We start from the raw sequence: 21,966 nt of genomic DNA on the forward strand, positions 1-21,966 counted from the left end.
ATTGTGGATAACTTTCGGGAGAATGGAAGAATTCAATGCCCTGTGTAGGAGTAACCACGGATGTTCCTTGTTGTTCAGCCCGCGCCGGAGGCGGACGGCACGTGGAACGTCCTTGAGCTCAGCGCCACCCAGACAAAGCACGACGGCGTTACCCACCGCATTCCCGATTCCCGCCTTGCCGAATGGGTCGCCGCGCAGGAAGCTTCGCATCCGCGCTGGGCATTCTTGAGCACGCGCGAAACCTACAAGGGGTGGTTTGAACGCGGGATCAGGGTCATGCGCGCGCACGACATCACCCTCGTGCGGCGCATCCTCATCGACTCCGCCTTCACCCATCCGGAGTACCGTCCGGCCGAACTCCCCGCGACCACCCGCGAACCCCGCACCCACGTGGTCAGCCACCTCGGGCGCCCTGGCGACCCATTTTCACCGCAACAAGCCCTGCCAACCCAGGCATCGCCGTCGGACTTCATGGAACCGCTCTTCGACGCGCTCCCGGCGCGCCCCGTCCCAGTCACACCGGAGCCACGCGAGCTCGCCCGCTGGCTAGCGCAGAACCTCGAGGCCATCGAGACCAGCGCTCACCCGGCCAAACTGCGTTTGCTTGCGAGCGCCGAGTCCGCGGGCGCGCTGGTTGCCACCGAGATGGAAGTGCACGGGGTGCCCTGGGATGTGGCCGAGCACCGGCGCATCTTGGAGGACGCGCTCGGTCCGCGCCCGGCGCCCGGCGAGCTCCCCCGGGATTTGGCGCGACTGGCCGCCGAGGTCGCCGCGAAACTGGGCGTCGCACCGTTCAACCTTGATTCGCCGGTGGACCTGATCCGCGCACTGCACCGCGCCGGGATTGAGGTCAAGAGCACGCGATCGTGGGAGCTGCGCGGGCACAAGCACCCGGGGATCGAGCCGCTTCTGGAGTACAAGAAGCGCGCGCGGCTGATGAGCGCGAATGGTTGGGCGTGGCTGGACGAGTGGGTGCGCGGCGGGCGATTTCGGCCCGAATATGTGGTCGGCGGTGTGGTGACCGGGCGGTGGGCCTCGCGTGGCGGGGGCGCGCTGCAGATTCCGCATCTGGTGCGTAGCGCCGTGGTGCCGGGACCCTCGCGCGTGCTGATCGTGGCCGACGCCGCCCAACTGGAACCTCGAATTCTGGCGGCGCTGTCCCGCGATGCGGCGTTGGCGGCCGCGGGTTGGCAACAAGATTTGTACCAGGGCACCGCGGATAGGACGTTCGAGTCGAACCGCGCGAAGGCGAAGGTCGCGATTCTGGGGGCCATGTACGGCGCGTCTAGCGGCGCTTCCGGGGCGCTCAAACCACAGTTGGCGCGCGATTATCCGCGGGCGATCGCTCTCGTTGAAGCGGCGGCGCGGGCCGGTGAGCGTGGGGAGGCCGTTCACACGTATCTTGGCCGTACGACTCCCCCACTGGATGAGGCGTGGGCTGTGGGGCAGCGCTCGGAGACGGCCGGCGAGGAACGGCGCGCCCGGTCTTTGGCGCGCTCTCGGGGGCGTTTCACCCGGAATTTTGTGGTGCAGGGGACGGCGGCGGAGTGGGCATTGTGCTGGCTCGCTGAAATACGACGGCGCGTGGTCGCCTTAAGCGCGGAGCATCCCGACCTGCCGGCGTGCGAGCTCGTCTTCTTCCTGCACGACGAGGTGATGCTGCACGTTCCCTCGGTGCTGGCGGAGGAGGTTGAAGGCGCGGTGCGGGATGCGGCTACCGCGGCAACCCGGCTCGTGTTTGGCGACATACCGGTGGATTTTCCGCTCAGCGTGGCGAGGGTGCTGAGGTATTCGGACGCGAAATGAGCCGGGGTGTTTTGCCGCACGGCCCGCCGCTCATCCCCATGGCCCGCCGCTCATCCGTAGGGCCCGCCGCTCATCCGTACGGCCCGCCGCTCATCCGCTAATTGCATTTTCATGACGCAATTTCGGGATGAAAACGCAATTAGCGGATGAGAAGCGGGCGGTGTTGGGACGGGGACGGGTTGGTCGTGGGTTGGCGGAGGGTAGGGGTCAGATCGGCGCCGGGATGGTGCGATCCCGATCCCAGGGCTCGGTCCAGCCAAGCTGGTTGAAAAGGTGATCCAGCAGCATTCCGGTGAACCCCCAGACGGTGACGCCGTCCACTAGGAAGCCGGAGCTGGAGATGACGGCACCCTTGTGATTGATCACGCAGGTGACCCGGTTGTCCGGGTTGAGCAGGTCCGCGACCGGAACGCGGAAGACCCGGCGTGTTTCCCGCTGGTCCACTGCTTGCACTGGCGAGGGCGCATCCCACCAGGCAAGAACCGGGGTGACCAGGTAATTACTGACGGGCAGTCCCACCGCCGGAAGCGGGCCGAGAATACGCACCCCGTCTGAGTTGAGGCCGGTTTCTTCGACGGCCTCGCGTAGCGCGGTCGCCTCAATGCTTGCGTCACCCGGCTCAACGCCGCCACCGGGTAGGGACACTTGTCCGGGGTGATTGTTCAGATCGGCGGCACGCTCCATTAAGAGGATGTCGATATCTTTGGCGACGGCGCGGGCGTCGTGGTCGGCGGGAACGGAATCGAGGCGGCCAAAGAGCACCAGGACGCCCGCTCGTCGTGCCGTTGCCGGGTCGACCGGGCGGATGTTTCTGACTTCATCGGTGTGTGGGGAAACGTCGCCACGAGCGGCGCGCCGCGCTATGTCCTCGAGATCCGCCAATGCGCCCACTGCAGACACCTTTCTTTCCGCGCCCCGCTTGATGGTGGGCGAGCCTTGCCGGTTATACCGCGCCGTTGTTTCACCCCTGTTGCCAGGCCCCTTGCCGTGGCCCTGTTGCCGCGCCCCTTGCCGTGGCCCTGTTGCCACGGCTCTGGCAGGAGCGCCCATGTCCCACCCTACGGTGTCAGGCTGTACCCCTCTTGGCGGAGCTCGCGGCGGGTTCTGCCGGAAAGCATCTTCTGGTGTAGGTCTTCGCGTCCGGGCGCCAACTCGTAGGCGAGCAGCTTCCGTGCCACTTCCGGGTCGGTGGGACCCAAACCGAAGCTCGGGCAGTCTTTGGCAATGGGGCACACCCCGCAGGCGGGTTTTTTAGCATGGCAAATCCGCCGCCCGTGATACACCACCACGTGCGAAAGAGTGGTGTAATCCCGGCGCGGAAACATGGCCCCCACCGCTGCTTCGACCTTGACCGGGTCGGTTTCCTCGGTCCACCCAAAGCGGCGCACCAGCCGTCCGAAATGCGTGTCTACGGTGATCCCCGGAACCCCGAACGCATTGCCGAGCACCACGTTAGCGGTCTTGCGACCCACCCCGGCGAGCGTAACCAACTCGTCTAGGCGTCCGGGAACGTCGCCGCCAAATTTCTCCACCAAGGATGCAGCGAGCTTGCGAATGCTCTCGGTCTTTGCTCGGTAAAAGCCCAGCGGCCGGATGATCTCTTCCACCGCGGCCGGGTCCGATGCGGCGAGCGCGGGCGCGTCCGGATAGGCCGCGAAGAGCGTCGGGGTGACCGAGTTGACCCGCACGTCCGTGGTTTGTGCCGACAATACGGTCGCGATCAGCAATTCGAAGGGGTCGCGGAAGTCGAGTTCCGCCACGGCGTAAGGGTAGGTACTCGCCAACACCCGAAACATTCTGCGAGCGCGGCGAGTCTTGGCAAGCTCGGTTTCGGTTTTAGGCTCGTTCAACGTTGGAAATATCCTCCAAGATGCCGGTCTCACCGTTTTCAGTAGACACGAGGAAACTGGTTCCGCGGTCTTCCAGCGCCAGAATCCACATTCCGGGCTCCAGGGCGGCCACCCGCGTCCCGCTTCCGGGCTCAACGATGTGGCGTGTCTCCGGTACCGCAAACCAGAACGCGGTCTGTCCATCTTGTGGGGCTTCTTGCGCCGTCTCTTCGGTCTCCGGACGGGCCGGTTCCCCCTCCCGCGGCGCCGAGCCCGCACTCTCACGGGCCGAATCCTGCGGAGCCGATCCGGCAAAAGACCGTTGTTCCGTGGGCGTTTGCTCCGCCCCGCCCGGGGCACCCAAACGGTCTCCTTGAGCCGCCGAGTCACTCGAGTTCACAGCGCTACCGCTCCCAGCGTTACCGCCCCCGGAACTGGCAGCCCCAGCGGCCGCAACCCCCGTGTTACCGACCCCACCCGGGCCGGTCTTCCCCGACGCAGTATGCGGCTCTCCTGCACCACGGCCCCAGGACAGCGTGGTAGACGCTTTGGACGCTCCTGAATCCGCCGCTCGCGGAGCAACCCCGGGTCGAGCCAGGAAACTCGGCTCCTCGCTAACCCCCGCGGCTCCAGTCCCGGCACTGCGCTCGGTATTCGGCTCGGCACCCAGCCCGGCACCCGCCTCCGCCCCGCGCGCAAACTCGTCCTTGAACGGCGCGAGGAACGGCGCAACGGCCGCAAAAAACAGGTACCCGAGCGCCCCGATCAGCGCGAAAACAAACCCGCCCACAACGCCGCTCGGCAAAAACTGCGCGTACGGCAGCACTTCAAAAAGCGTCACCGGGATGACGAAGACCCCTGCCACAATCGACGACACCATCGCCACCTGATTGAGGCTCAGCCCCAGAAGCCGCCATTCCTTGCGTGTGAACGCACGCACGCCGAGCATCACGAGCACATACAGCGGTATCAACAGCAAAAACAGCCACCCAAACGGCGTCCACACAAATGCCGGCGACGCGGCCGTCACCAAAATGCCGATCAGCATGACAAAAACCGACAACGCGGTAAACAGTTCCCGCTGATGAAATTTGGCAATAACCCCGTTCGCCGTGTTGGCCACGCCAGCACTCGAATTTCCCTGACTGCTCATACTTCCTCCCACGCCGCTACTCTTTCCTCACACCCTAGCCGCTCGCGCTGACATTGGGCACCGGCCGCCCTCGCTCCCGTTCCTAAGCAAGGACCTGGCACGGTACTTTCCGCTCGCAACATGAAGTACGACGACGCCCCTCACCTTCACCCCGCAGCGCACCCAAGCGCGGGGTGCTTGGTCAACCCACGGGCGGCACGAGCACCGCCCGCTAGTCGCACAAACACGCACACTAGTCCCGCACGCTGTGACACAGCGCACAAACTGAACCCCGAAAGTACTAGGCTGAATTGCGGAAAGAGTGACCGCGTGCCACAGCAAAAACGTGACAAAGGAATCTGATGACTGAGCAGAACACCCAAACCGGATCCCAAGCCTCCGGCGATGCCTTTGAAAACCTGTTGAAAGAGAACCGCCAGTTCCCGCCCAGCGAGGAATTCGCCGCCAACGCGGTCGCCCAGCCGGAGATTTATGAGCGTGCCAGCGCCGACCCGCTCGCCTTTTGGGCCGACCAAGCCCGAAACCTCCTGACCTGGGACAAGGACTTCACCGACACTCTTGACTGGAGCGACGCCCCCTTCGCGAAGTGGTTTGTCGGCGGTGAGCTGAACGCCAGCTATAACGCTCTGGACGGTCACGTTGAGGAGGGCAATGGCGACCGTGTGGCCATTTATTTTGAAGGCGAACCCGGGGACAGCCGCGCCATTACCTATGCCGAGCTCACCGAAGCGGTGAAGAAGGCGGCCAACGCCTTTGAAAGTTTGGGCGTCCAAAAGGGCGACCGCGTCGCGGTGTACTTGCCGATGATCCCGGAAGCGGCCATCACCATGTTGGCTTGCGCCCGCATTGGCGCCGTGCACTCCGTGGTCTTTGGCGGCTTTTCCGCAGACGCGCTCCGCAGCCGCATCGATGACGCCGAAGCGAAACTCGTGGTCACTGCGGATGGCACCTATCGCCGCGGCAAGCCGAGCGCACTCAAACCCGCGGTGGACCAGGCCCTCGAGAAGCCGGGCCACACGGTGGAAAACGTTGTTGTGGTCAAGCGCAACGGTGAAGACGTTCAGTGGAATGAGATTGACACGTGGTGGGATGACCTCATGGCCGAGGCGAGCCCGGAGCACACCGCCCAAGCCCATGACGCCGAGCATCCGCTGTACATTCTCTATACCTCGGGCACCACCGGCAAACCCAAGGGCATACTGCACACCACCGGCGGCTACCTCACTCAGTGCGCTTTCACGCATCTGAACACCTTTGACCTCAAACCGGAAACCGATGTGTTCTGGTGCACCGCGGACGTCGGGTGGGTCACCGGACACAGCTATGTTGTCTACGGCCCGCTCGTCAACGGCGCCACCCAGGTCATGTATGAGGGCACCCCCGATACTCCGCACCAGGGCCGCTGGTGGGAGATCGTGGAGAAGTACAAGGTCTCGCTCCTGTACACCGCTCCCACCGCGATCCGCACTTTCATGAAGTGGGGCCGTGACATCCCGCAAAAGTACGATCTCTCCTCCTTGCGCCTGCTCGGTTCGGTCGGCGAGCCCATTAACCCTGAGGCGTGGATGTGGTACCGCGAGATCATTGGCGCGGGTATCACACCGATCGTCGACACCTGGTGGCAAACCGAGACCGGCGCCCAAATGATCACTCCGCTGCCTGGCATCACCGCAGCCAAACCCGGATCGGCGCAGGTGCCGTTGCCCGGAATCGCGGTGGATGTCGTGGATGAGATGGGCACGCCCGTTCCCAACGGTCACGGCGGTTTCCTGGTGGTCAAGGAGCCATGGCCGTCCATGTTGCGCGGCATCTGGGGCGACCCCGAACGCTTTAAAGAGACGTACTGGTCGCGCTTTGACGGCATGTACTTTGCCGGCGACGGCGCAAAAAAGGACGAGGACGGCGACATCTGGCTCCTGGGCCGGGTCGATGACGTCATGAATGTCTCCGGTCACCGCTTGTCCACCACCGAAATCGAATCGGCGCTGGTCAGCCATGACTCGGTGGCAGAAGCCGCCGTCGTCGGTGCGAGCGATGACACGACCGGCGAAGCCGTCGTCGCGTTCGTGATCCTGCGCGGCTCGGCCAAGGATGACGATGACATCGTCACCACCTTGCGTAACCACGTGGCGAAGGAGATCGGCCCGATCGCTAAACCCAAGCACGTCCTGGTAGTTCCCGAGCTTCCTAAGACCCGCTCCGGCAAGATCATGCGGCGCCTGCTCAAGGACGTCGCCGAGGGCCGCGAGGTTGGCGATGCGACGACCCTCGCCGACCCGAGCATCATGCAGGAGATCGCCGAATCCATGCGCAAGTAACTCACCGAAAGCAACACCCATCACGTCATCAAGGCTGGGGTTGGGCGCCGTTGTGAGTGAGAATAGGAATATGAACGCACCCGCAGAGGGATCACGCACCCTGCTCATTCTCAACGGCCCCAACCTCAATCTGTTAGGTACTCGGGAACCGGAAGTCTATGGCGAGGCGACGCTAGAGGACGCGATCGAGTTGGCCTCGGCCGCCGCCGAGCGGGCGGGGTGGACTATCGAGAGCTTCCAGTCCAACTCCGAAGGCGCGCTGATCGATCGCATTCACGCTGCGCGGGGCAACGCCGCCGGTATCGTCGCGAACCTCGGCGCGTACTCGCACACCTCGCTCGCCATTGCCGATGCCCTCGCCGCGGTGAACATCCCGGTGGTGGAGGTGCACGTCTCCAACGTCTTCGCTCGCGAAGGCTTCCGCCACCACTCCTACATTTCGGCGCTTGCCCGGACCGTCATCGTCGGCGCGGGCATCGACGGCTACCGCCTCGCGACCGAACACCTCACCCGCTCCCTCCCCTCGACTGTGTAGCAGTTAATGCCCATCCCAGCGCGTAACATGGGCATTAACTGCTACACAGTCGAGGGAGGCGGGGCTACTTGACGGTGCAGACCCCGGTTTGCACCTGCTCGTTCATCCCGGGCGCACCGGCCGCCACCGGTTCGAGGATGCTCTGCGACAAGGCATAGCCCACCGGCTCGCTCTGCACGGCCTTCGCAAATATCACCCCGGCCACTCGACCTTGCGCGTCCAACAACGGCCCCCCGGAATTCCCCTGCTGCACATTCGCCGCCAGGGTATAGACATTGCGCAGGCTCGGTTCGGCCCCGTAAATGTTCGCGACCGCTACATCGGAGCGCGAAATGACCTTGCTCGGCTGAATCTGATACGGCCCGCCCGCCGGGTACCCGCCAAACGCTCCGGTGCTCCCGGGATCCTGCCCCGGCGCCAACGGAATCGGCGCGAGCCCGAGCCCCTCCACCGCTATGACCGCGATATCGTTCGCCGGATCAAAATAGACCACGCGCCCGGCCCGCGAAGACTGTCCCGGAATATCCACCACCGGCTCGCTCACACCGGCAATCACGTGCGCATTGGTCACAATTCGATCCGGCGCTACAACAAACCCTGACCCGGTCTGGTTTTGCCCGCACTGAAACGCCAACCCCGTCACACGCACTATGGATGCGGATGCCCGCCGGTAATCGGGTGTGTCAACGCTGGCGTCCGGTACCACCGCCTGATCCGGCGGCACCTGCCCCAAAATTGTCGGGATGCCTTGTGCCACAATCGCCCCGCGTGCCCCGGCCATCCATTCGCGCACCGGCGCCGGCGTCGACATATCGATCGCCGAAATCACCCGGGAATCGGTGAGCGCCCGGGTCAGCCAGGGCACACCCAACCCAGAAATACTGGCAGCCACCATTGAAATCACAAGCGCGGAGGTCACCAACCCGAGCACACCGCCGACCAGACGCTCCAAAAACTTTAGCGGCGTCTTATCGGTCGACTTACGCAACGCGCGCCCGATCGCGGACCCAATCGCCACACCGGAGCCGAGCAACACGACCACGGTCAAGATCGTGACCGGCGTCCGCCAGGCCGAATCCTCAACCCACCCGATCACCAGCGGCACGGCAAAATACGCGCCCACGGCCCCGCCGACAACACCCAACAGCCCGCCGAGCGTCACCCAAAAACCGCGCACAAAACCCATCACGGTATACACCAGCAACAGCAAGCCCACCACAAAATCCAAGGCGGTAAATCCGGAAGTCTGCACGCATGCAAGTGTAAATGCGCTCCCTGAAAGGCTCATACGAATGCACACTTGGGAACTGTTTTAGAGCATTAGCACGTTGAAAAGGGTGTGTAACCCTATGGTGACGTGCAAAGATACGGCAAGATAGGTAATAGCTCACATTTGTTAACAGGAGTTTTGGATGGATATTGAAGTTCTTCGCCGCGCGCCCCTCTTTGCGAGCTTGGGCGATGACGTCTTCGCTGCGCTCACCGATGAGCTCACCGAAGTAGATTTGGCCCGCGGCGCCTCGGTGTTCCGCGAAGGAGACCAGGGCAACGAGCTCTACTTCATCATTTCCGGCAAGATCAAGCTGGTGCGCACTTCCAGCGACGGCCGCGAAAACCTGCTCGCGATCTTGGGCCCGGGCGAACTCTTCGGCGAGATGGCGCTCTTTGACCCGCACCCGCGCACCGCCACCGCGACCGCCGTGTCTGAAACGCGCCTCGCCGCCCTGCGCAACGAGAACCTCCGCGCCGTCATCGAGAAGCGCCCCGAGGTTTCCGCGCAGCTCCTGCAGGCCCTCGCCCGCCGCCTGCGCAAAACCAACGAATCGCTCGCCGACCTCGTCTTCTCCGACGTTCCCGGCCGCGTCGCCAAGGCGCTACTGGACCTCGCCGACCGTTTCGGCAAGCAGGCCGCCGACGGCGTGCTCGTCGCACACGAGCTCACCCAGGAAGAACTCGCCCAGCTCGTTGGCGCCTCCCGCGAAACCGTCAACAAGGCGCTCGCCGAATTTGTGCAACGCGGTTGGCTGCGCCTTGAGGCCCGCGCCGTGGTCATCCTCGACGTGGGACGTTTGCGCCAGCGCAGCCGCTAAAGGACACAGCGCAGCCGCTAGATCGCACAAGCATTAAGTACGACGGCGCGCCCCACACTTTTGTGCGGGGCGCGCCTTTCGTTGTGGTGACTTCGAGCGAAAATGCTAGCGGCTTCTGCCGACGGTCCCGTCAAATCCCTTTTGCGGGAGCACTTCGAGGAAGAGTTCGCCGTCGTTTTCGATGAGTTCGGGCTGGAAGGTGCATACCTGTCGTTTGTTGGCGAGGTAGGCGACACAGCCTCGGGCCACGGCCAGCTTCTCCAGCACAATCTGGGTTGCCGGCGTCATCAGGTCCGCCATACTACGGCCCCGGGTATTTTCTTCATCGACCATGTCGCCCAGCGCACTCGTATTGCGTTGGTCGATCAGCTCTGCCGCCGGAACGAATCCGAGCCAGGTGCCCTTGCCCTCCAGGGGGCTGATCTTCTGTCCTAGCGGGGCTACCGCAGAGAAGTACATGGTGTCGAAACGCTTGTGCGCAAAATCGGGTGAGAGCCAACGGGCAAGGGGTTTGAGCATGTCTGTGCGCATCGTCAAGCCGCGGTTGCCAAGGACCTCGCCGAAGCTGAGTTCATCGGCGGCGAGGGACATTCGCAGCTTCATCCATTCGGGGCCGCTATTGGACTCGACCACAATGCCGTTGGCGTCCTCGGCCAACAGGATGCCGGTCTCTTCGAAAAGCTCACGGATCGCACAGGTGACAATCTTTCGCGCCTGGGTGGAGTCCGTTATTCCTAACTGCTGAGCCCACTGGGTAGGTGAGGGTCCCGCCCAAGGTGCGGCATCGCCGTCGTTCTCCAGCACGGAACCACCCGGGAAGGACACCTTGCCGAGTGGGGATTCGCCGCGCCGGTAACCCAAAAGTGCCTCGGGGCCGTTTTCGGTGTCGCGCAGGAGCACGACCGAGGAGGCGAGACGGGCGGTGCGGGGTGCGCGTTGGCCGAGCTCGATCCAGCTTTGCGCCGCGCCGGTGTCATCGGAGGGCAAGGGAAACGTTCGCGTCAGTGCGAGTGTCTTGGTGTCAGACAAATTCAGCAATCACTTCAATCTCTACCGGCGAATTCATGGGTAGCACGGTGACTCCCACCGCACTGCGGGCGTGGATACCGGCGTCGCCGAAGACGCTTCCCAAGAGTTCGCTTGCACCATTAATAACGCCCGGTTGACCGTAAAATTCCGGGTCGCTGGCCACAAATCCCACGACTTTCACGATCCGCGTAATGCGATCCAAGTCAGCGATTTGACCCTTAATTGCGCCGAGCGCATTGAGGATGGAAACCTCTGCGAGTTCTTTGGCGCGCTCGGGAGTTACCTCGGCTCCGACCTTCCCCGTGTCTGTGAGTTCACCATTAATAAAGGGGAGCTGGCCGGCCGTATAAACATAAGGCCCGCTGATGACTGCCGGGACGTACGCTGCGAGCGGTTTCGGGGCTTCTGGGACGCTCAGTCCGAGATTGGCGAGCGCCGTTTCCACGGCCGAAATGGCGTCATTGCCCGCGCTCATGCGGAAGTCTTCTCCCGTTTGAAGTAGGCGACCAGACCCGAGCCCTCGTTTCCGGGGACGAGTTGGACGAGCTCCCAGCCGTCCGAACCCCATTGGTCGAGGATGGCTTTTTCGCGGTGCAAAAGCAGCGGTGTGACAAAGTACTCCCAGGTCTTCATGTGACCCAGCCTAGCGCCTCCTTGTAAACTGGAGAACATGGCCGGATCCAAGAACCCCCTCTTTAACACTGCCACCACACTGGGCAAGGTGGTGGCTTTCGTTGTGGTTGCCGCCGTCTGCGGCGTGCTGACTGCGGGCTTGATGGTGCCTCTCACCTCGGCGATCGGAGCGGGTACGGCGGCTTCGATTCAGACCTTCGAGGATCTGCCGAGCGAGCTCGTCGGTGATGCGCCGTTCCAGCAGACTCAGGTGCTTGACCGCGAGGGCGGCCTGATTGCGACGCTCGGGACAAACCGCAAGGTGGTTCCGCTGGATCAGATCAGCAAGACGATGCAGGATGCGCTCTTGGCCATCGAGGACGCTCGGTTCTATGAGCATGGCGGCGTGGATATTCGCGGTGTCGGCGCCGCAATCTATGGCGCCTTGCAGGGCGATAGCCTGCGCGGAGCCTCCACTATCACTCAGCAGTATGTGAACAACGTCATTATTAATGACCGCATCCAGGCGGGCGAGGACGCCGGTTACGCCGTGCGCAAGACCATTGGCGACAAGATCAAGGAAGCGCGCCTGGCCATTGCGGTGGAAAAGAAGATGTCCAAGGAAGAGATCCTGGCCGGCTACCTGAACATTGTGCCGTTTGCCGGAGATGCTTACGGCATCGAAGCCGGAGCGAACTACTACTTTGGGGTTTCGGCCAAGGATTTGAACGTGCCGCAGTCGGCAATGCTGGCCGGCATTGTGAACGGTATTGGCGCCTATGACCCGATCCAGTACCCAGAAGCCGCAAAGGAGCGCCGCAACTTGGTGCTCAAGGCCATGCTCGATCAGGGCAAGATCGATCAGAAAACCTATGACGAGTCGGTCGCATCCGATCTGGGACTGAATGTACAGCCGCCCAAGAAAGAATGTTTTGCGGCCGTGCAGGCTGGTTATTTCTGCCAGTATGTCAGGGCGCTCATCGAGGGCAATCCCCAGTATGGAGAAACGCTGGAGGACCGCAAGAAGTTCTTGAGCCAGGGCCTCACCATTAAGACGACCTTGGACCCTGTAGCTCAAGCTGCCGCTCAAAACCGGTTAAATGAGGCCGCCAACCCGGATCCGGCCCTAACCGATCCGTCCATGGCGGCAGGTATGGTTTCGGTTCAGCCGGGAACCGGTGATGTGCTGGTCATGGCGCAGAGCACGCGTTACGACGGTCAAGATCAACCTGGCAGTAGCCAAATCAACCTGATGATTCCTCAGTACAAGGACGGTGACCCGAACTGGCCGCTATCGCCGACATCTAACGGTTTGGCGCCTGGTTCATCCTTCAAACCGTACGTGTTGCAGACCTGGCTCGAGGCCGGGCGCGGGTTGAATGAACGGCTTGATGCGCGGGATAAGGATTACCCGGTAGGTACCCCTTTCCCCGCCAGCTGCCTGCCGGACGGTAATTACTACATCGGCGGCGAGACGTACAAACCACGCAACTACAATTTGCGGCCGTACACGGTGGAGAGCGCTTTAAACGGACTCAAGGCTTCCCTCAACACCGTGACCATCGCCGAAGCCAAGCAGCTCGATCTGTGCGCGATCTTCCAGAACGCTGCAGAGGCCGGTGCAACACAGGCCACATGGAACAAGGACACTGCTCCAGAGTATGGCACTGCGCCCGCTGGAACTCCGGAGTCATTGCTGACAAAGCCAATGCCAGTGGCGCTCCCCAACGTCCTTGGCTCTGCGAACACCTCTCCCCTGGGACAAGCAACCGGCTTCGCCACGTACGCAGCCGAGGGCTTAAAGTGTGAACCACGCGCGATTCTGGAAATCAAGGACAAAACTGGGAAGTCTTACCCGGTCGCCGAACCAAAATGCGAACAGGTCATCGACAAGAACGTCGCCATTGGTGTGAAGTATGCACTCTCGCAAACCATGACTCCCGGCGGCTCGGCCGCAGCCTATTACATTCCCAACGCTGGCGGAAAAACCGGCACCACCGAGTCACGTGAAAACACCTGGTTTGTCGGTATTACCAGCGGCATCGCCACGGCGACCTGGATGGGAAGCATCGACAACACGAAATGGTCAGCCGACATGGGAACTCCGAAGCAGATTGGCGGGCGGGTTTACCAAGAGGCAGACGGTGGCAGTACCGCACTGCCCATCTGGAACGCCTACATGAACGATATTGCCGGTCGTTACCCCGCCGACCCGTTCCCCTATCCGTCGCCGGAAATCATGAACGGACGCAATCCGAATAACTTCCAGTTGCCTCAACCGCCTCAGCCTGCACCCTCCAACCCTCCGGGTGACGGCGGCGGAAACGGCGGAGACAACAACGGCAACAACGGGAATAATGGGGGCGGCAACGGTAATGGAAACGGCAATAATGATGACTAGTTCTGCCCGGTGAGTACCTCTGACTTTACGGCCACCCAGCGCCGAGGACCACGCGTCCTCGGCGCTCTTGGCGTGGCATCACTGGTTCCTGCCGCCGCGCTAGCCTATGCCTACGGCTATGAGCGCAATGCATTCCAGGTGCGCGAAGAGCAGCTAAGTATTCTGCCGCCCGGTCAAAAACCGTTGAGAATCCTGCACCTGAGCGATATCCACTTTGTGCGCGGCCAAAAGAAGAAGGCCGCTTGGCTACGTTCGCTTGCCGATCTCCAGCCGGACCTCGTGGTCAATACCGGCGACAATCTCTCCGACACCGGTGCCGTCCCGGAACTGCTTGACGCCCTGGAACCGCTCATGAAGTTCCCCGGTGTCTTTGTCCCTGGATCGAATGACTACTACGGACCGATGCTCAAGAACCCGCTGACGTACCTGGTGCGCAACAGCAATGAGGGCAAAAAGAAGAAGCTCCCGCCGAATAACCCCTGGCCCGAGATGTTCAACGCCTTTGGTCGCGCCGGCTGGATCGATCTCACGAACCGCAACCAGTCCTTAGCGATGGATAGATTGCGATTGGACTTCACCGGAGTTGATGATCCCCACTTGGGCCGCGAACGCTACGCGGGTTGGCCTTTGGGCTCCTCGACGTCCCACGAGGCACCGCACCTCAAGATCGCCGTGACACACGCCCCCTATCAACGGGTGCTAGATCATTTCACCGCCGAGGGCGCTGACCTGATCTTGGCCGGGCACACTCATGGGGGGCAAGTCTGCATCCCCGGATACGGTGCCATCACCAGCAACTGCGACTTGCCGACCTGGCGCGCCAGCGGGCTAACCGAATGGGAACTGGACGGTGTTCAGGTGCCGCTCAACGTGTCCGCGGGTATCGGAACCAGCAAGTACGCCCCGGTCCGGTTTGCCTGCAAACCCGAAGCCGTACTCCTCACCCTCACCTAGCCGCCACCACGCCCCCTCGTTTCGCATCCCCGTACCGCATTTTACGAGCGGTATACGGCTCTCGAAACGCGGTACAGGGATGCGAAACGCGTGAGAGAGTTCACTAGAAACGCCGAGCGATCCAACCCGAAGGACGTTAGCCTCTGACTTAAAAGTTCCCGTATATGAGGAACGTCCATACGGTTGCGCTTAGTGGAGAAACTGTCGCCAAAAATACAGTTATGAAAGGTGCCGCTAGGCCGGTCGCGCCGAGGCCAATCACCAAGATACCCAAGCTGATTACGAGCGTGGTGCAGAAAACCATGAGGAGCCTTGCTTGGGGCTTCTTGAAGATGCGAACTATTAGTAGAACGATTAATCCCAGAATTGTGGAAACCGGAAGCCAGAGAAAGAATCCGAAGACAAAGTAAAAGATGTCGAGCTCCACTGGACCGAAATCGTCACTTCCCGGGCCCGGAGATAGATCTACAACTAGGGTAGTTACTGCCCCAAAGATTACAGAACTAAGCGCTACGCCCAGGCAAAACGAGGCGAACCTTCTCTTCAACGTCGTCTCCCTCTTGGCTGACTCGATTTGGGGTCCGCCGAGCTGGCCGTGTGAGCTGACATCGGAACCAGCAAGTACGCGCCACACCGTTACAGCACTCCTCGGGTAAAGAGCCGGATGACCTCCGGGGCAATGATGACAAAGTTGACCCCAAATAGCCACGCGAACGCGGGCCAATAGCGCACCGGGACCTGGTAATACTCGTTGTAGAAAAAGCTCACCAACGCCAAGATGAGATAGGCCAGGAACAGTGCGATGAGCAACGAGGTGAACACACCGAGGTCTCCATTGGAGTCGCCGCAAAACGGCCCGGAATCTACCTCGCAACCCCTACTTGTGTGTGGTGCTGCCGCCAACATCCTGTTAATGCCAATGGCCGGTCCGATAGTCAACAGAATGAATATTGGCGTGTAGAAGCTCAACGACCACGGCACCCGTTTACGCTCGTCCAAGCTCACGGTAAAAGCGTATCCGAGACGCAAAACGAGCAGGGCAAGTTGGAGCAACGCGCATGAGAAAGCGCCATGGTCCGAGTCGGCTCTGGACCATGGCGCTTTCGCCTAAGGGTGCGAGTGATGTGCTCGCTCTTGAGCTAGCTCGCGGTTAGCTCGCCTGAACGGTGTTGTAAAGGCTTTGAATGACCGAACCCCAATAAGGTCCAAACATCTTGTTCGGAACGTTGGAGTAACCATAGCTGTTCACCGAGTTCTGCTGACCCTGCGGGTTGGTGCCGATGAACCACGGTCCACCCGATGAGCCACCGGTCATGTCACAGCTGATGCCCTGCGTGCTGGAGCCGTAGGGATCGGGAGTAGCAGCACCGGTGCAGCTCTTGAGCGATTGTCCATCAAACGGTGAAGCCTGCGGATAGCCGAAGGACTTATAGGTCAAACCAGTCGCCTGGTTGAACGCCACACCGGAAGACCCAACGCGATCCTGCACGGTCTGGCCGTTAAGCGTATTCAGTTTCACGAACGCAGTGTCATATTCGAAGTCACCGCTTTGCACCCACTGGGTCGGGGCGTTCAGGCTTTGCGCGGTCCACTTGCCGTACGGGGCGTTGCCGTTCAAGTAGGCGGGCACAAACACAAAGTTCGTGTAGTAGGCGCCGGGCCCGGCGTTCACGCAGTGACCGGCGGTCGAAACCGTGCTCTTGTTCGAGGCGGTCACCACGTTGCCCGAGCAGACGTAGTCAGAGGTGCCAATCTTGAAGAACACCTTGCCGATGTTCGGTACCGGGCTCTCGCTACCGGCTTCCGGCGTCTTGCCGCCCTTCTTGGCCGTGGGCGCCTTGCCCGCAACCGACTGCGGGTTTCCTTTGGCGACACCCTGCGGAGCCTTCTTGGTGGTATCCACCTTCGGCGCGAGGACGTCGGCAGGGATCGCGTTCTTCATGCGCTCTGGCGTCCAGTATTCTGCGGCAGCCTGAGCTTCCTGTGAGGTGATGGACTTGGAGCTGAAACGCTGTTCCTCGCCTTTTCCATTGTTGCCACCCGGGGCAGCGAACGCAGTACTGGATGCAAGTGCTGCAATGGCCAACGCGGAAAGCGTGGCCGAGGTCAACCGACCTAGTTTCATGGGGGATCTCCCTTTCTGATCACTGACTGGGCACCATCGTTGACGCCCGGTCCTCCATCAGGAGTACTAGTGATGCTCTACCCGAAAAATGCGCTGCGGAACAGGTTTCGGTGAAAAAACTTTGAAAATCCCCAAACGTCTTGCCCGTACGGCACCCGGGCGGTATTGTTCGCCTGCCAATCTACCGGGGACTTCCGATTGACACTCCTCAATACCGCGAAAGTGAAAGAGTTACAAGACTGTAAGTTGAATAATTTTCGGCGTAAAGTAGTTGTCTCGGGAAACAATATTGCTCGCACGAAACTTTTGAGGTCATCCATGTCCCGCTCCGCCTCCTCGCGTCAAGGGGAGCAACCATCCGACGCACCGCAAAAATCACTCACTACCGAGACCACTCTTTGGCACACTCTGGGACGTCTCCTCGACTATGTGCGCCCCATGATTGGCCGTCTCATCGTCGGTCTGTTCATTGCGCTTAGCGCCTCCGTCGTCGCCCTGCTCATCCCCCAAGTCCTCCAGTCGATGATCAACAACACGCTGCATGAAGACGGCCAGACCAAGGACGTGTGGATCTCGGTCGGGATCATTGCCGCGCTCGGCATTCTGGAAGCGACCCTCGTGTGGCTTCGCCGCGTCATGGTCATCACCCCGGCAATGTCGGTCGAAACCCAAATGCGCGTCGGCCTCTTTCGGCACCTAGGCACCCTTCCCGTCTCTTTCCACGACAGGTGGGCCGGCGGCCAGCTACTGCAGCGCTCCATGGGCGATCTCTCCTTGGTGCGCCGCTGGCTCGCGTTTGGCGCCATCTTCTTGGTCACCTCCATTTTGACCGTGATCATCGGAACCATCCTGATGTTCACGATCAACTGGATCCTGGCCATCTTCTTCTTGCTTGCCGCGATCCCGGTCACCATTACGGCCTTCCGGTTCCGCACCGTCTTCGGCGCGGCCTCTCGGCAAAGCCAAGAGCAAGCCGGCGACCTTGCGACCTCGGTGGAAGAGTCGGTTCACGGCATTCGGGTTCTCAAGGCGTTCGGTCGCGGCGGCTTCGCCCTTGATTCCTTCAGCGATCAAGCGCGCGAGCTCCAAGTCACCGAGCTTTTCAAAGCAAAAACATTGGGGCGATTCCTCGTCGTCGTGATTTCCCTGCCGGAAACCGCGCTGGGAGTCTCCCTAATTACCGGAATTATCCTCATCGCTCGAGGTGAGTTGAGTGTCGGTGCGCTGGTCGCATTCTTTGCTACCGCCGTCGTGATGGCCGGCCCGGTGGAAAATATTGGCATGCTACTTGGCATGACCCTTACGGCGAAGACCGCGCTGGACCGCCACTTTGAGGTCATCGATGAGCGCGACCCGCTGACCGAACCGGAAAACCCGGCCGATGCCAGCAACCCGCGCGGCGAACTGGCGTTCCGCAACGTGCAGTTCCGCTACCCGGACGCCAAGCGCAACCTGCCGCCGGTACTGCGCGACATTGATTTCACCGTGCGGCCCGGCGAGACCATGGCGCTCGTGGGCGTGACCGGGTCCGGCAAGAGCACGCTGCTCAACCTGGTGCCGCGCCTCTATGAGGTGAGCGAGGGCGGCGTGGAAATCGATGGCGTCGACATTCGCGATTACTCCATTGAAGATTTGCGCACGCTGGTCTCGGTGGCATTTGAGGACTCGATCCTCTTCTCCACCACGGTGCGGGAAAACGCGCTGATGGGCCTGCCCGACGGCGCCGCGGAGGACCCCGCATTTGACGCAGACCTGACACAAGCGCTGGATGTTGCGCAGGCGGACTTCGCCTATCGGTTGCCCGAGGGTTTGGACACCAAGATCGGCGAGGAGGGGCTCAGCCTCTCCGGCGGCCAGCGGCAGCGTCTCGCCTTGGCGCGAGCGATTGCGGCCAAGCCCCGGATCCTGGTCCTCGACGATCCGCTTTCCGCGCTGGACGTGCGCACCGAGGAACGCGTCACCGAGAAACTTCGGGAAATCCTGGCCGACACGACCACGCTTATTGTGGCCCACCGCCCCTCAACGGTGATGCTCGCGGACCGGGTCGCACTGCTCCAGGACGGCAAGATCACCGCGGTCGGCACGCACTCGGAGCTGTTGGCAAACAACGCGCACTACCGCTTTGTCATCGCGTCCCTGGAGCGGGAAACCACCGTGGATGACGTGCTGGACGAGGACATCCGCGATGAGGAAGAAGTGGGGGAAATGGCATGAGCGAGACCATCGGCACCAGCAACGAAGACGCCTTTGACCTTGAGCGCGGCGTCCGCAAACAAGTGCGTCAGCGCTCCCTGCGCCTGCTCGGAAGCCTGATCAAACCGCAACTGCGGCTGGTCCTGGGCACGCTGACGCTCATCATTCTCTCCACGCTGGCACGCGTGCTCCGGCCCGCCCTCATCGGCCTGGCGATCAACAATGCCATCGTGGCCCTGCAATCGGGGAATTGGGTGCCGCTCGGCCTCACCGGCGGCGGGTACATTGTGGCCGCAATTGCCGGCGGGGTGCTCTTCGGGCTGTACACCTTTTACACCGCGAAACTCTCCCAAGCGATGCTCTTGGAATTACGACGGCGTGTCTTCCGTCATACGCAGAGGCTCAGCTTGGAATTCCACGAGAAATACACCTCGGGCAGGATTATCGCGCGGCAAACCTCGGACTTGGAGGCGCTTCGCGAACTTCTTGACCAGGGCGTCGGTTCGCTGTTTTCCGGTTTCCTTTTCATGATCTTTACGCTCGTGTCCATCTTTACGCTGGATTGGCGCAGCGGCCTGGTGGTCGTGGTGGCGTTTATCCCGGCCGTCGCCTTAGCGCGCTGGTATCAGATTAGGTCCGAGCGCATTTTCCGTGCGTCTCGCGTGATTTCGGCGCAATTGATTGTGCACTTTGTTGAAACCATGACGGGCATACGCGCCATCAAAGCGTTCCGCAAGGAAAAGGCGGCCGATAAAAAGTACACCGGACTTGCCAACGAGTATCGCGACATTACGGTGGATTCCATCCGTCTGTTCGGCGTGCTGCAACCCGGCCTGATCCTGATCGGCAACCTGACCGTGGCTTCGGTGCTGCTCTTTGGCGGTTTCCGCGTGCTCGACGGGACCCTCGCAGTGGGCACCTTGGTCTCCTTGGTGCTTTATGCCAAGCAGATCTTCCAACCTGTGGAGCAAATCGCGACGTTCTATTCCTCCTTCCAATCTGCGGCGGCGGCGCTGGAAAAGGTTTCGGGGCTCTTGGAGGAAGCACCGACGGTGGTCTCCCCGAAGAACCCGGTGCCGCTCAAGGACGCGCGCGGTGCGATTAAGTTCACCGACGCCGAGTTCGGTTACGGCGACGGGCCCACGATCCTACCGAAATTCAACCTGGACATTCCGGCCGGTCAAACCGTGGCCGTGGTAGGGCAGACCGGTGCGGGCAAGTCAACGCTGGCGAAACTCATTGCCCGGTTCTATGACGTGACCGGCGGGTCCTTGACGTTGGACGGCGTGGAATTGCGCGATCTGTCCAACCAGGATTTGCGCCGCGCCGTGGTGATGGTGACGCAGGAGGCGTTCCTGTTCTCTGGGACGGTTGCTGAAAACATTGCCCTTGGCAACCCGGACGCGACGCAGGAGCAAATCGAGGCGGCGGCGAAGGCGGTGGGCGCGCACGACTTCATTATGAGCCTGCCCGAGGGATACAACACCGACGTCAACAAACGTGGCGGCAGGGTCTCTGCGGGGCAGCGGCAGTTGTTGAGCTTTGCCCGGGCGTTCTTGGCCGATCCTGCGGTGCTGATCTTGGATGAAGCGACGAGTTCGCTGGACATCCCCAGCGAACGGTTGGTTCAAGAAGGGTTGGCGAAATTGCTCGGCAACCGAACCGCGATCATCATTGCGCACCGGCTCTCGACGGTGGAGATTGCCGACCGCGTCCTGGTGATTCACGATGGCGCGATCGCCGAAGACGGCACGCCGGAAGAACTCTCCGAGGGCGACGGCCGGTTCGCGCAACTCAACCGCGCCTGGAAAGACTCCCTCGTCTAAAACCCCTCCCCCTCCAAATCGACTGTGCAGAACACGCACGCGACACGCCGTTAAAGCGTGCATTATCTGCACAGTCGATTTCGAGTGTGCACCGCGGCGGGATGCTCGCTCATTAAAATCGCGGCTTCACGAGAACTGCTCGGGTGACCCAAGCACCCGGCGCGAACGCGTGATGAAGGCGAGCATCGCCGTCGTTCATCTGGCGTTTTGGGGACATGGCGCAATCCGTACTATTCTTTAACGGTTGCTTCCGCGCAGGCGCGGCGGCGAATCGGGGTGTGGCGCAGCTTGGTAGCGCGCGTCGTTCGGGACGACGAGGTCGCAGGTTCAAATCCTGTCACCCCGACTTTCACTTTTAAGCGCCAAACTCGGTTTTCAGCGCCCTACATGCCGCTGAAAACCGATTTTGGCGCTTAAATTTGCCTAGAGCCAGCGGGGCGGGGCCGGCAGATCCGGCTGTTCGGCCACGAGGCGACCACCGCGGCCAGCCATCCACTGGACGACATCGGGCATCGCGCCGTCCGGAATCGAAACAGTTTCCCCGCGCGCCGCCCAGGCCCCGGAAATATCTCGAAACAACCTCTCCAGCACCGTCTGCGGAAAGTCCGCGAATCGCGCGCCATTACCCAGGTCCACCGCGTGTATCCATACCTCGCGGATCCGCATCCACACCGTTTCCGCGACCGGCACCTCTCGGCCTTGCGCGGTGCGCACGGGGAAATCCCAACGCTCATCGGGCAGATCTCGCCACTCCACATTTAAGTGGATTGCAGAGTGATCAAAGAGGTTGCGCAACGCGATCGGGCTCAGGGTCGCGCCCATCTCGATCTCCGCGTTGCGCGCGTCAGGCGAGGAATACATTGGCGTCTCCTCCCCGGTTTCGGCCCAATTCACCAATCGCGACAACCCACGCGCGTTGTACCCGACGTGCGCCACAACATGCGCGCGGGTCCACCCATCAAGCCCGGATGGCTCGTATAGGTCAGCATCGGGCAGCTCGCGCAACTTCCGCGCGAAATACGCCGTCCCGCGCCGCGCCTGGAGCAACCACTCCCGCGTTTCGGGGGAGCGCACCTGATCGAAACGGGCAACCAT

19 protein-coding genes and 1 tRNA gene are annotated in these 21,966 nt (G+C 61.7%); 9 read left to right on the top strand and 11 right to left on the bottom strand.

Going from position 1 to position 21,966, the window contains the following annotated elements; all coding sequences use genetic code 11:
- Positions 1 to 60: 60 nt before the first annotated feature.
- Entirely contained in the window at positions 61 to 1,806 is a 1,746-nt protein-coding gene (locus tag O148_RS0101440) for a bifunctional 3'-5' exonuclease/DNA polymerase (protein WP_026529501.1), read from the top strand.
- Positions 1,807 to 2,013: 207 nt separating this feature from the next.
- Here O148_RS0101440 and O148_RS0101445 read toward each other — a convergent pair whose 3' ends face one another.
- From O148_RS0101445 to O148_RS16840, 3 genes are all read right to left on the bottom strand, one after another.
- Positions 2,014 to 2,697 carry an NUDIX hydrolase gene (locus tag O148_RS0101445; protein WP_075204235.1) on the bottom strand — a complete coding sequence of 228 codons (684 nt, stop codon included), beginning with the start codon at positions 2,695 to 2,697 and terminating at the stop codon, positions 2,014 to 2,016.
- Between the two features lie 167 nt (positions 2,698 to 2,864).
- The gene (gene nth, locus O148_RS0101450) at positions 2,865 to 3,602 is read right to left on the bottom strand and encodes an endonuclease III (RefSeq protein WP_084156950.1); all 738 of its coding nucleotides are present in this window, start codon (positions 3,600 to 3,602) and stop codon (positions 2,865 to 2,867) included.
- A 40-nt stretch (positions 3,603 to 3,642) separates the two neighbouring features.
- Entirely contained in the window at positions 3,643 to 4,788 is a 1,146-nt protein-coding gene (locus O148_RS16840; protein ID WP_157374447.1) for a G protein-coupled receptor family protein, read from the bottom strand.
- Between the two features lie 341 nt (positions 4,789 to 5,129).
- On the opposite strand from O148_RS16840, the gene acs reads away from it, so the two are divergent.
- Positions 5,130 to 7,106 carry an acetate--CoA ligase gene (gene acs / locus O148_RS0101460; RefSeq protein WP_026529505.1) on the top strand — a complete coding sequence of 659 codons (1,977 nt, stop codon included), beginning with the start codon at positions 5,130 to 5,132 and terminating at the stop codon, positions 7,104 to 7,106.
- Positions 7,107 to 7,176: 70 nt separating this feature from the next.
- On the top strand, positions 7,177 to 7,641 hold the full coding sequence (gene aroQ / locus O148_RS0101465; RefSeq protein WP_026529506.1) for a type II 3-dehydroquinate dehydratase: 465 nt from the start codon (positions 7,177 to 7,179) through the stop codon (positions 7,639 to 7,641).
- A 64-nt stretch (positions 7,642 to 7,705) separates the two neighbouring features.
- On the opposite strand, the gene O148_RS0101470 is transcribed toward aroQ, so the two are convergent.
- Positions 7,706 to 8,893, bottom strand: coding sequence for a MarP family serine protease (locus O148_RS0101470; protein WP_035744220.1), 1,188 nt, complete (start codon positions 8,891 to 8,893; stop codon positions 7,706 to 7,708).
- Between the two features lie 160 nt (positions 8,894 to 9,053).
- On the opposite strand from O148_RS0101470, the gene O148_RS0101475 reads away from it, so the two are divergent.
- On the top strand, positions 9,054 to 9,731 hold the full coding sequence (locus O148_RS0101475; RefSeq protein WP_026529508.1) for a Crp/Fnr family transcriptional regulator: 678 nt from the start codon (positions 9,054 to 9,056) through the stop codon (positions 9,729 to 9,731).
- A gap of 105 nt (positions 9,732 to 9,836) precedes the next feature.
- Here O148_RS0101475 and O148_RS0101480 read toward each other — a convergent pair whose 3' ends face one another.
- Genes O148_RS0101480 through O148_RS17890 form a run of 3 tightly spaced genes read right to left on the bottom strand, consistent with a single transcriptional unit; the run spans position 9,837 to position 11,393 of the window.
- On the bottom strand, positions 9,837 to 10,769 hold the full coding sequence (locus O148_RS0101480) for an NUDIX hydrolase (protein WP_240470754.1): 933 nt from the start codon (positions 10,767 to 10,769) through the stop codon (positions 9,837 to 9,839).
- Complete coding sequence (locus tag O148_RS0101485) at positions 10,753 to 11,235, bottom strand: RidA family protein (RefSeq protein ID WP_157374448.1); 483 nt, start codon at positions 11,233 to 11,235, stop codon at positions 10,753 to 10,755. The genes O148_RS0101480 and O148_RS0101485 overlap by 17 nt, the downstream gene beginning before the upstream one ends.
- A complete protein-coding gene (locus tag O148_RS17890) occupies positions 11,232 to 11,393 on the bottom strand; it encodes a Sp36 family protein (RefSeq protein WP_169737486.1) in 162 nt (53 codons plus the stop codon). Before O148_RS17890 ends, O148_RS0101485 begins: the two co-directional genes overlap by 4 nt.
- A gap of 37 nt (positions 11,394 to 11,430) precedes the next feature.
- Between O148_RS17890 and O148_RS14120 the strand changes: the two genes are divergently transcribed.
- A complete protein-coding gene (locus tag O148_RS14120; RefSeq protein WP_035744224.1) occupies positions 11,431 to 13,773 on the top strand; it encodes a transglycosylase domain-containing protein in 2,343 nt (780 codons plus the stop codon).
- A gap of 9 nt (positions 13,774 to 13,782) precedes the next feature.
- On the top strand, positions 13,783 to 14,727 hold the full coding sequence (locus tag O148_RS0101500) for a metallophosphoesterase (protein WP_026529511.1): 945 nt from the start codon (positions 13,783 to 13,785) through the stop codon (positions 14,725 to 14,727).
- A gap of 148 nt (positions 14,728 to 14,875) precedes the next feature.
- Here the strand turns inward: O148_RS0101500 and O148_RS0101505 are convergent, their stop codons facing one another.
- The 3 genes from O148_RS0101505 to O148_RS0101515 form a co-directional block, all read right to left on the bottom strand.
- Positions 14,876 to 15,361, bottom strand: coding sequence for a hypothetical protein (locus O148_RS0101505; protein ID WP_026529512.1), 486 nt, complete (start codon positions 15,359 to 15,361; stop codon positions 14,876 to 14,878).
- 2 nt (positions 15,362 to 15,363) lie between these two features.
- Entirely contained in the window at positions 15,364 to 15,732 is a 369-nt protein-coding gene (locus tag O148_RS17665; RefSeq protein WP_157374449.1) for a hypothetical protein, read from the bottom strand.
- Positions 15,733 to 15,877: 145 nt separating this feature from the next.
- Entirely contained in the window at positions 15,878 to 16,852 is a 975-nt protein-coding gene (locus O148_RS0101515; protein ID WP_026529514.1) for a trypsin-like serine peptidase, read from the bottom strand.
- A 318-nt stretch (positions 16,853 to 17,170) separates the two neighbouring features.
- Here O148_RS0101515 and O148_RS0101520 point away from each other — a divergent pair, with 318 nt between their 5' ends.
- The 3 genes from O148_RS0101520 to O148_RS0101530 all read left to right on the top strand — a co-directional run bounded on the left by O148_RS0101520 (position 17,171) and on the right by O148_RS0101530 (position 21,217).
- On the top strand, positions 17,171 to 19,066 hold the full coding sequence (locus O148_RS0101520; protein WP_075204237.1) for an ABC transporter ATP-binding protein: 1,896 nt from the start codon (positions 17,171 to 17,173) through the stop codon (positions 19,064 to 19,066).
- Positions 19,063 to 20,871: an ABC transporter ATP-binding protein gene (locus O148_RS0101525; protein ID WP_026529516.1), complete on the top strand. Its 1,809-nt coding sequence runs from the start codon at positions 19,063 to 19,065 to the stop codon at positions 20,869 to 20,871. Before O148_RS0101520 ends, O148_RS0101525 begins: the two co-directional genes overlap by 4 nt.
- Positions 20,872 to 21,143: 272 nt before the next feature.
- A tRNA-Pro gene (locus O148_RS0101530) sits at positions 21,144 to 21,217 on the top strand.
- A gap of 77 nt (positions 21,218 to 21,294) precedes the next feature.
- On the opposite strand, the gene O148_RS0101535 is transcribed toward O148_RS0101530, so the two are convergent.
- The gene (locus O148_RS0101535; protein WP_026529517.1) at positions 21,295 to 21,966 is read right to left on the bottom strand and encodes a maleylpyruvate isomerase family mycothiol-dependent enzyme; all 672 of its coding nucleotides are present in this window, start codon (positions 21,964 to 21,966) and stop codon (positions 21,295 to 21,297) included.

It is taken from the genome of Haematomicrobium sanguinis DSM 21259, from assembly GCF_000688395.1.
Classification (GTDB): Bacteria; Actinomycetota; Actinomycetes; order Actinomycetales; family Micrococcaceae; genus Haematomicrobium; species Haematomicrobium sanguinis.

Bases quoted from the DNA above. Each gene is read 5' to 3' on its own strand.
- nth (WP_084156950.1), bottom strand. From the start codon at position 3,602: ATGTTTCGGGTGTTGGCGAGTACCTACCCTTACGCCGTGGCGGAACTC.
- O148_RS14120 (WP_035744224.1), top strand. From the start codon at position 11,431: ATGGCCGGATCCAAGAACCCCCTCTTTAACACTGCCACCACACTGGGC.
- O148_RS0101535 (WP_026529517.1), bottom strand. From the start codon at position 21,966: ATGGTTGCCCGTTTCGATCAGGTGCGCTCCCCCGAAACGCGGGAGTGG.
- O148_RS0101485 (WP_157374448.1), bottom strand. From the start codon at position 11,235: ATGAGCGCGGGCAATGACGCCATTTCGGCCGTGGAAACGGCGCTCGCC.
- O148_RS0101475 (WP_026529508.1), top strand. From the start codon at position 9,054: ATGGATATTGAAGTTCTTCGCCGCGCGCCCCTCTTTGCGAGCTTGGGC.
- O148_RS0101515 (WP_026529514.1), bottom strand. From the start codon at position 16,852: ATGAAACTAGGTCGGTTGACCTCGGCCACGCTTTCCGCGTTGGCCATT.
- O148_RS0101520 (WP_075204237.1), top strand. From the start codon at position 17,171: ATGTCCCGCTCCGCCTCCTCGCGTCAAGGGGAGCAACCATCCGACGCA.
- O148_RS0101525 (WP_026529516.1), top strand. From the start codon at position 19,063: ATGAGCGAGACCATCGGCACCAGCAACGAAGACGCCTTTGACCTTGAG.
- O148_RS17890 (WP_169737486.1), bottom strand. From the start codon at position 11,393: ATGAAGACCTGGGAGTACTTTGTCACACCGCTGCTTTTGCACCGCGAA.
- acs (WP_026529505.1), top strand. From the start codon at position 5,130: ATGACTGAGCAGAACACCCAAACCGGATCCCAAGCCTCCGGCGATGCC.
- O148_RS16840 (WP_157374447.1), bottom strand. From the start codon at position 4,788: ATGAGCAGTCAGGGAAATTCGAGTGCTGGCGTGGCCAACACGGCGAAC.
- aroQ (WP_026529506.1), top strand. From the start codon at position 7,177: ATGAACGCACCCGCAGAGGGATCACGCACCCTGCTCATTCTCAACGGC.
- O148_RS0101440 (WP_026529501.1), top strand. From the start codon at position 61: ATGTTCCTTGTTGTTCAGCCCGCGCCGGAGGCGGACGGCACGTGGAAC.